The sequence below is a fragment of the Pseudomonas sp. Irchel s3b6 genome, from assembly GCF_900187415.1.
Taxonomy (GTDB): Bacteria; Pseudomonadota; Gammaproteobacteria; order Pseudomonadales; family Pseudomonadaceae; genus Aquipseudomonas.
In genome coordinates, this window is record NZ_FYDM01000011.1 from 149,012 (window position 1) to 157,337 (window position 8,326).

Sequence of the window (8,326 nt, forward strand, 5' to 3'; positions counted from 1 at the left end):
CGATTGGACAACCACTCGCAGCGAGGTACTCAAGATGGATTGTCAGGTTCGCCTTGCAACCGGTGAGGATGCTGAAGCGATCAGCCATGTTGTGATGAGTGCCCTGCGTGAGTCCAATGCGCGGGACTACCCCGCCGATGTGATCGTTCAAGTGGAGCAGGGCTTTTCACCACAGGCGATTCATCGATTGATGACGCAGCGCCGGGTGTATGTGGCATCTGTCGATCAACGTGTCGTCGCCACCGCCAGTCTGGAGGGGGAGACGGTAAGAAGCGTATTTGTCGAACCACAGCATCAAGGGAGCGGGATCGGCAGGCAGCTCATGGCGGTCATTCATGCAACTGCCCTCAGCGTAGGCCTTGAAGTTTTGCGCGTGCCGTCCTCAATCACCGCAGAAGGCTTTACGCCACGCTGGGCTTTCGAAAAGTCCGTGATGAATTCCACGGTGCCGAGCGCACTATCATCATGCAGAAGGTGTTGCGTAGTTGCGGATCCTGATCGGAGTCTGCCAGGGTCGTTTTCGACCCAATGCGATCACCTGGATTTGAAGTGTCGGCAGTCAAGCGCAGGCGTGCAATGAAACGATCGTCGTTACCGGTACAGTTGCGACCGGTGTCATCAGGATTGAGGCGGGGCAAGTAACCAGCTGTTGGTTTGCGGTCCGTCATGCGAACAATTCGCGGTCAAGTATCTTTCGGCGGTCGTTGTAGTTGTCATACCACCACGGTTTCTGCCCGGTCGTTGGGGCTTTCTTCAACTGAATGGGCGTGTTGGATGCGTCGGCTTGGGCCTGGCGTACGCGGAAGTGATAGTGGTCAAAGAGGGTCAGGGCCTGGATCATGTAGGACACCGCGATGCGACGGTCTTTGATAAGGAGAAGGTTCTCGCCATTCTCGTTGTCAGCAGGCTTCGAAAAGTTGTAGGACCCCGTGTAAACGCGGGCCGTGGGCTTGTCGAAATCGATAACGACAAACTTGTGGTGCATGCGCGAGCCCAGGCCGTTGACCCCTTGACCCGTGGGTTCGCTTTTGAAGGGCTCGGGGAGGTTGGCGCTGAGGTTGGCCACATACACGGGCGCGATCTTGCCGTCAGGGAGTTGCACGTCCAGGCCAGCCGTTCTCTTGTCGGAAATGCCATAAACAAAGATGCCCTTTTTCATGGTCACTGCCTTGATGGCTTCGGTCACGGCCCCGTCTGTCTGGTTCAGGAACGCCAATGAATAGAAGACCGAGGATTGCGCGTCCCGTATGTCGTCCGCGACAGCTTGCAGTACGCCTTCATTACTGGAATGCGGCGAAAAGGTGACGTGGGCGTCTATGTCGTCGAGCTGAAGGCTTTGCCAGCCGGTCGAATCCGTCGGCCCGAAACCTCTGACGGAGTCATGCTTCCAGTAGTGCTCAAACGCATTGATGAACGGCCGGATGGCACGTTCTCCGTACACGACGATGGCGTTGTTGGACTGTATGAATTGGCCACGCCAAGTGAAGTTCGTGGAGCCGCAGACAGCTGCCTTGACGTGTTCGCCATCGACCACGATGGTCTTGTTATGCTGGAGGTCACTCATGTGTTGGCGTTTGACCTGGTCAGCTCCAGCGGTCGTGGCGAGGAGATTGGCAGCTTGTGACTCGGCACAAGTTTCTGGCTTGTGGGCCTTGCTGTTGTCGATGATGACGCGCAACCGCTTTTTGAGCTTCTTGAGGCGAGAGACGATGGCGGGGTCGTTGAGATCAAAGCAAACCACACGCACGAGCGCTGTCTTGTCGGCGATAGCGGCGTCGAGTACTTCGACAATTGCGCTGCGCGTCTCGAAGCCCATCCATTGAAGCGCTTCTTTGGCCTCAGGGTGAGTGGGCACGAACGTCAGGCCTTCGCTGGCGGTGGCGGGGATAAGGGTTTGCATGCCATCTGTGTCGGTGACGTAGCGGTCAACGAAAGCCTGCGAGGAGACGAAGCCTCGAGTGAAGGTGACGTTCAGTTTTCCGGGATAGGTTTCACGTGCCAAGGCAATGCCTGCCTCCTGCGCCTCTCCGTAACTGAGCTCACCGGAAAGGCTCATGAACACAGGTGTAACCCGGTAGGTGAACGTGCCTTTCTTTTCAGCGTTCAGGGGAAAGTGAACCCAGCGGAACTTCTGAATGGGAGCGAGACGGCTGGAGGTTCGCGCCTTGCTCACGCTGCCGTCGGGGTTCGGGAAGCTGATGCGGTTCTTGATCACCCAGTAACGGTCGCCATCGGGCTCTTTGTACTCAAGGGCGAAACCAACGAAATCACGGGGTGGTTTTGCTGCCCTCCAGTTCATGGCAAGGAGCGTCATGCCATCGCCGCGGTGAAGCTTCAAGGTGAAGGGCGCGTTGGCGTTCCCTGCGACAATCTGGAATTCTTCGGACATGTTTCATTCCTTTTGAAACGATGACGGTGGTTTCCCGGTCTTGCCCTGCCTGACGATTTAGCTGAAGGCGATCAAAAGCGTAGCTGTTGGAGGCACAGGGTGCTGTGAAAGTCTGTGCAGACCGACCCAATAGGCGCACCAGATTAGTATGAACGCCAGTCCCAGGGTGGCGATTAGCAAGAAACCGAAACGGCGTGCCATGGAGCAGATTCCTTTCTCCAGACAGTAACAATCACGTCACCGGGTTTTCGGCTTCCAGGCGGCTCACCAGCCAATCGCTGAAACTGCGCGCCAGCGCATTGGTCTCGCTGTCACGATGGGTCAACAAGGCCCAGTTCGGGCCGCGAATGGTGTGGTCCACCAAGGGTTGCAACAGTCCGTCGGCGCGCGCCTGCCGACTCAGTAGCTGGCTGACCAGAGCGATGCCGAGCCCCGCACACGCGGCGTCCAGCAGCAGGCCGGGGTCGGAAAAGTTCAGCCCCTGGTCTTTCTGACCCACATCTATACCGGCTTCCACGGCCCAGTGACTCCAGTCCATTTCCCGCTCGCCGTGAAGGGTTGTGCGCTGTTCGCCAGGCATCGCCAACTGACTGGGGTGACACGCCGGGTAGAGCCGATCTGCATGCAGCACCTTGAAGCTGCACTCGGCCTGGGAGCTGATGTCGTCCCGGACCGCGAGGTCGATGGTCTGGGTGGTCATGTCCGGGGCTTCATCGGTGGTGAATACCCACAGATCCACTTCTGGATGCTGGCGGCGAAAATCCCCCAGGCGTGGCAGCAGCCAGTGGCGGGCGAACGCCGGGGTGGTGTTGAGGACCAGTTGGTTGGGCTTCTGGTACTGCCCAAGACGGCGGATGCCGACGGCCAGTTGTTGCAGCAGCACCTGGGTGGTGCTGAGCAGGTCGTGCCCCGCATCGGTCAGGCTGACGCTGCGTCCACTGCGAAAGAACAAGGGTTGCTCAAGGTATGCCTCAAGGCTGCGGATTTGCTGACTGATTGCCGACTGGGTGAGGTGCAACTCGGCGGCAGCCTTGTGAAAACTGCCCAGCCGGGCAGCAGCTTCAAAGCCGCGAAGGGAGCTGAGCGGTGGCCAGTGCTTGAGCATATTGATAAGTTCCTCTAATCACTTTTCTGCAAAATCCATCGTTTGTTGGCCCTGTTTTACAGTCGTAGCATGCATGACAAGACCGCCAAGGCAGTTTTGTTGAACACAATGGCTTAACTAACAGGGCTTTTTATCATGCAGCATGTCATGCAACACGAAGAAATTCGCAACAGGGGCTGGTGGATGCCGGCCGAGTGGGTCAGGCACGCCGCGACATGGATGGTCTGGCCCCATAACCAGGCACTCTGGGAGTCGGGTTGGGGCGTCACCCTGGCGCAGGTGCAAGAGGACTTCGCCGGCGTGGCCAACGCTATTGCCCGTTTCGAACCGGTGAAGATGGTCGTCGACCCGGCTGCGGTCACCAGCGCCAAGGCCTTGTGCGGACCCAACATCGAACTGATCGAGTTGGCGGTGAACGACAGCTGGTGTCGGGACTCCGGCCCGAGCTTCGTCTGCCACCCGCAACAGGGGGTGGCGGGTGTGAGCTGGCGCTTCAACGCGTGGGGCGGAAAGTCGGTGCACGACCTGGACGAAAGCCTGGCGCGGCGCGCACTCAACCACCTGGGTTTGCCGTGCTTCGGCACGCCATTGAGTAACGAAGGCGGTGCCATTCATGTCGACGGCGAGGGCACGCTGATCACCACCGAGTCCGTCTTGCTCAACCCCAATCGCAACCCGGGCATGAACAAGGCCGAGATGGAGGAAGTCTTCACGCGCTTGCTGGGCGTGAAGAAGACCGTCTGGCTACCGGGCGATCCGGACTACGTGACCGGCGACATGACGGATGGTCATGTCGATGGCGTGTGCGCGTTCGCGCGCCCAGGCGTGCTGCTGGTCGATGCCACCCACGACAGGGGTTCGGTGTATGCCGAAGTGGTGCGAGAAAACCGTCGCGCCCTGGAACTGGCCACCGATGCCCAGGGCCGCCAGTTCGAGCTGATCGAGTTGTATGAAGCCACCGAAGCCGTGGACACCGACGCTGACGTGTTCTGTGCCTCCTACACCAACTTCTACATCGCCAACAACGCCATCATCATGCCGGCCTATGGCATTGACGCTGACCATGTGGCTGCGAAAGTTTTGGCTCAAGCCTTCCCCGACCACGAAGTGGTACCGGTGCGGATCAATCACCTGGCCCATGGCGGTGGCGGCGTGCATTGCATCACCCAGCAACAGCCGGCCTGGCCGGTGGAGGGTTGAGGCCATGACGTTATTGACGATTGCGACCACCCAGATGCCCTGCACCTGGGACTTGCCACACAACCTTGATCAAGCTGAGCAACTGGTGCGTGAGGCGGCGGCCAAGGGCGCCCAGGTCATCCTGTTGCAGGAGCTGTTTGCCACGCCGTATTTCTGCATCGAACAAAGCCATCAACACTTGGCGCTGGCCGAAGAATATCGAGACAGCCGTGTCCTCAAGCGCTTCGCGGCGCTGGCCAGGGAGTTGGGCGTGGTACTGCCGCTGAGCTGGTTCGAGAAGGCGGGCAATGCCTACTTCAACTCCTTGAGCGTGGCCGATGCCGATGGACGCCTGCTGGGCGTGTACCGCAAGACCCACATTCCCAACGCCATTGGTTATCAAGAGAAGGAGTATTTCAGCCCCGGCGATACCGGCTTCCGGGTCTGGGATACGGCGTTTGGGCGCATCGGCGTGGGGATCTGCTGGGACCAGTGGTTCCCCGAGACTGCGCGTTGCCTGGCGTTGATGGGCGCCGAAGTCCTGTTGTTTCCCACCGCCATTGGCTCTGAGCCTGGTTGCGCCGCCCTGGACTCACGTGACCACTGGCAGATGACCATGCGCGGCCATGCGGCCGCCAACATCCTGCCGGTCGTGGCGGCCAATCGCGTCGGCCGGGAAGTGGCGACCACCGATCCGGCCCTGCAGATGAGCTTCTATGGCTCGTCCTTTATCTGCAACCACAAGGGCAAGTTGCTCGCCGAGGCCGACCGCGACAGCACGGGGGTGCTGGTCCACAGCCTGGACCTGGCCGCCATGCGTGAAGAACGCCTGAGCTGGGGGATCTACCGCGATCGCCGTCCGGAGATGTACGGGGCGCTGCTGAGCCAGGACGGTCGTCACCGCCATGCACGCTGGAACACAGAAGGGGTTTGACATGGGTATTTCCAACAAACTGTTGATCGGCGCCCTGGGATTGGCGTTTGGCTGTGCCTTGCCATCGCTCCACGCGCAGGAGAAAACCCTCAGGCTGTACAACTGGGCGGATTATTTTGCCGAGGACACCCTGGCCCGGTTCACCGCTGAAACCGGGATCAAGGTGATCTACGACGTCATGGATGGCAGTGAGACGCTGGAAGCCAAGCTGCTGGCGGGCGGCAGTGGTTATGACCTGATCTTCCCGGGCGATACGGTGGCCGAGCGCTTGATGCGTGCCGGCAGCCTGCTGCCGCTGGCCCCGTCAAAGCTCACGGCGCTAAATGATATCGAGCCAGGTTTGCAGAAACTGCGTACCCATTACGTGCATTCAAACCAGGCCACCGTTCCCTACACCTGGGGCACCATCGGCCTGACGTACAATGCCGAGCAGATTCACCAGCGCATGCCGGATGCCCCGGTCAACAGCCTGGACCTGCTGTTCAAGCCGGAACTGGCTGCCCGGTTTGGCGATTGTGGTATTTCGATGATCGACTCGCCGGACGAAGTGCTGGCGGTCGTGCTCAATTACCTGGGTCGTGAACCACGCAGCGCCAAGCCCGAGGACCTGGCGGCGGCGAGTGACTTGCTGCTCAAGTTACGGCCGTACATTCGCAAGTTCCAGTCGCAACCGGTGACCGACCTGGTAAACGGCAACCTGTGCCTGTCGCTAGGCTACAGCGGGGACATGACTCAGGCACAACGGACGTCGGACAGCGCCGGCAAGAGCACCACGTTCCAGTACCGCGTTCCCCGTGAAGGCACCACGGTGTGGATGGACGCCATGGCGATTCCTGTCGACGCCAAACACCCGGAGTACGCCTATGCGTTCATCAACTTCGTCATGCGTCCGGAGAACATGGCTGCAATCAGCAACTTCACCGGCTATCCCACTTCCAATGCCAAGGCCCGTCCGAGCGTCGATGCGAGCATGCGCAACAACCCGGATATTTACCTCGACGATGCCACTTATGCACGGCTGATTCCTGGCAAGGACATCTCCCAGGCCGATATGCGAGCGCGCATGCGGGCTTGGACCAGGTTCAAGACAGCCGCTACTCAATAACGACAGATCGGTGCCCAGGCAGTTGGTCATCCGGGTGGCAGACGCGAGGGACGCAGATAGGCTCCTCGCCGTCATGAAGAAAATATTCAAGGATCAACACATGTCAACGCGTCGTAAGTTCATCAAACAGGCCTCGGTAGTTGCCGGTATGGGCGCTGCCGTGTCCATCGGGCTTGGGCTTACACCGTTGCGCACACAAGCGGCCGCCGCAGGCAGTTGGCACATGCCGGATGAGGGCGACCGGCACCGGCGGGCGTTCATCGCCTTTGGTGCCCAGGAGGCCATCTGGGAGGAATTCACCTCTGACGTGCAAGCGGCGATTGGCCTGATCGCGCGCACCATCGCCCACCATGAGCCGGTGACCGTGTTCTGTCGCGAGCACGAGCGGGATCTGGCCGAGGAGCACTGCGGTACGGCGAACATCAGCTACGTCGTCACCGAACTCGACGATATCTGGATGCGCGATACCGGAGCCAATTTTGTCATCGATGGGGACGGCGGGCTTGGCGCCGTGGATTTCAATTTCAATGGCTGGGGCAACAAACAGCGGCATGCCAAGGATGCGCGGTTGGCAGCTTGGGTTGCCAGCACCGTGGACGCCCGTCATATCCGCAGCGAGTTGGTGGGCGAGGGCGGTGGTATCGAGGTAGACGGTCACGGAACGGGGATCATGACCCAAAGCAGCTGGATCAATGCCAACCGCAACCCCGGCTGGAGCAAGGCCGACGTCGAGCAAGAGCTGAAAGCCCGTCTGGGCCTGCGCAAAATCATCTGGCTGCCGGGCATCAAAGGCAAGGACATCACGGATGCCCATGTGGATTTTTACGCCCGTTTCGTCCAGCCCGGCGTGGTGATCGCCAACCTCGACAACGATCCCGAGTCGTACGACCACAAGGTGACACTGGCTCACCTGGACATTCTCAAAAATGCCACCGATGCCGATGGCCGCACGCTGCAAGTGCATACCGTGTCGCCACCGCTCAACCCACGAAAGAGCACCTTCAGCAACAACAACCCGGACTTCGCTGCTGGCTACATCAACTACTTCGTGATCAATGGCGCGGTCATCGCGCCCGAATTCGGCGACAAGAGGGCAGATGCCAGGGCCTTTGACCTGTTGTCTGAACTCTACCCTGACCGTGAGGTGGTGCAGCTCAACATCGACGCAATCGCGGCCGGTGGTGGCGGTATTCACTGCGTGACCAGTCATCAACCGTGGGTTTAGCCGGGGTCAACGGGTTGCCCGATCAGCAAGACCGTGTTCTGTGCCGTATGGCCAAGTCGGCTGAGCTTCGGCGCGACGGTCACTACCGTTTGCGATTGGCCGGTCACAGTCGGTCGTGACGGGTGGCCCCCGCAGCAATCATCGGCGGTCCAGGCCATCCCCCATAAGCCCGTCGATGAAGGGCAATGCTGTTCAGTTAAGGGGATGAAACCGCCGTTGTAGGAGCGAGCGCGCTCGCGATGGACTCCAGAGCAACGCGGTCTGTAGTGGTCAACTAATCCCGGACACGACGTTAAGTTTTTCTTCGGCCCGAGCTGGCGCCAGCCCACCGTTGAATTGATGGGGTCGAATCCAGTTGTACCGATGCATCAAGAATTGGCTGATATCAC

6 protein-coding genes and 1 pseudogene are annotated in these 8,326 nt (G+C 59.7%); 5 read left to right on the top strand and 2 right to left on the bottom strand.

Annotation, left to right across the window (positions count from 1 at the left end):
* The first annotated feature begins 34 nt into the window (after positions 1–34).
* A pseudogene (locus CKW07_RS18540) lies at positions 35–498 on the top strand (GNAT family N-acetyltransferase).
* A gap of 166 nt (positions 499–664) precedes the next feature.
* Here CKW07_RS18540 and CKW07_RS18545 read toward each other — a convergent pair.
* Entirely contained in the window at positions 665–2,389 is a 1,725-nt protein-coding gene (locus tag CKW07_RS18545) for a phospholipase D-like domain-containing protein (RefSeq protein WP_095146439.1), read from the bottom strand.
* Positions 2,390–2,621: 232 nt separating this feature from the next.
* Positions 2,622–3,494: a LysR substrate-binding domain-containing protein gene (locus CKW07_RS18550; RefSeq protein ID WP_095146440.1), complete on the bottom strand. Its 873-nt coding sequence runs from the start codon at positions 3,492–3,494 to the stop codon at positions 2,622–2,624.
* A 147-nt stretch (positions 3,495–3,641) separates the two neighbouring features.
* Here CKW07_RS18550 and CKW07_RS18555 point away from each other — a divergent pair, with 147 nt between their 5' ends.
* The 4 genes from CKW07_RS18555 (at position 3,642) to CKW07_RS18570 (ending at position 7,937) form a co-directional block, all read left to right on the top strand.
* Entirely contained in the window at positions 3,642–4,694 is a 1,053-nt protein-coding gene (locus tag CKW07_RS18555; protein ID WP_095146449.1) for an agmatine/peptidylarginine deiminase, read from the top strand.
* A gap of 4 nt (positions 4,695–4,698) precedes the next feature.
* A complete protein-coding gene (aguB, locus tag CKW07_RS18560; protein WP_095146441.1) occupies positions 4,699–5,607 on the top strand; it encodes an N-carbamoylputrescine amidase in 909 nt (302 codons plus the stop codon).
* A gap of 1 nt (position 5,608) precedes the next feature.
* A complete protein-coding gene (locus CKW07_RS18565) occupies positions 5,609–6,712 on the top strand; it encodes an extracellular solute-binding protein (protein WP_095146442.1) in 1,104 nt (367 codons plus the stop codon).
* Positions 6,713–6,812: 100 nt separating this feature from the next.
* Positions 6,813–7,937 (top strand): agmatine/peptidylarginine deiminase, encoded by a 1,125-nt coding sequence (locus CKW07_RS18570; RefSeq protein WP_095146443.1) that lies wholly within the window; start codon positions 6,813–6,815, stop codon positions 7,935–7,937.
* Positions 7,938–8,326: the final 389 nt, after the last annotated feature.

What these genes read in the sequence shown, in the direction of transcription:
- CKW07_RS18555 (WP_095146449.1), top strand. Translation starts at nt 3,642, where the DNA reads ATGCAACACGAAGAAATTCGCAACAGGGGCTGGTGGATGCCGGCCGAG.
- CKW07_RS18570 (WP_095146443.1), top strand. Translation starts at nt 6,813, where the DNA reads ATGTCAACGCGTCGTAAGTTCATCAAACAGGCCTCGGTAGTTGCCGGT.
- aguB (WP_095146441.1), top strand. Translation starts at nt 4,699, where the DNA reads ATGACGTTATTGACGATTGCGACCACCCAGATGCCCTGCACCTGGGAC.
- CKW07_RS18550 (WP_095146440.1), bottom strand. Translation starts at nt 3,494, where the DNA reads ATGCTCAAGCACTGGCCACCGCTCAGCTCCCTTCGCGGCTTTGAAGCT.
- CKW07_RS18545 (WP_095146439.1), bottom strand. Translation starts at nt 2,389, where the DNA reads ATGTCCGAAGAATTCCAGATTGTCGCAGGGAACGCCAACGCGCCCTTC.
- CKW07_RS18565 (WP_095146442.1), top strand. Translation starts at nt 5,609, where the DNA reads ATGGGTATTTCCAACAAACTGTTGATCGGCGCCCTGGGATTGGCGTTT.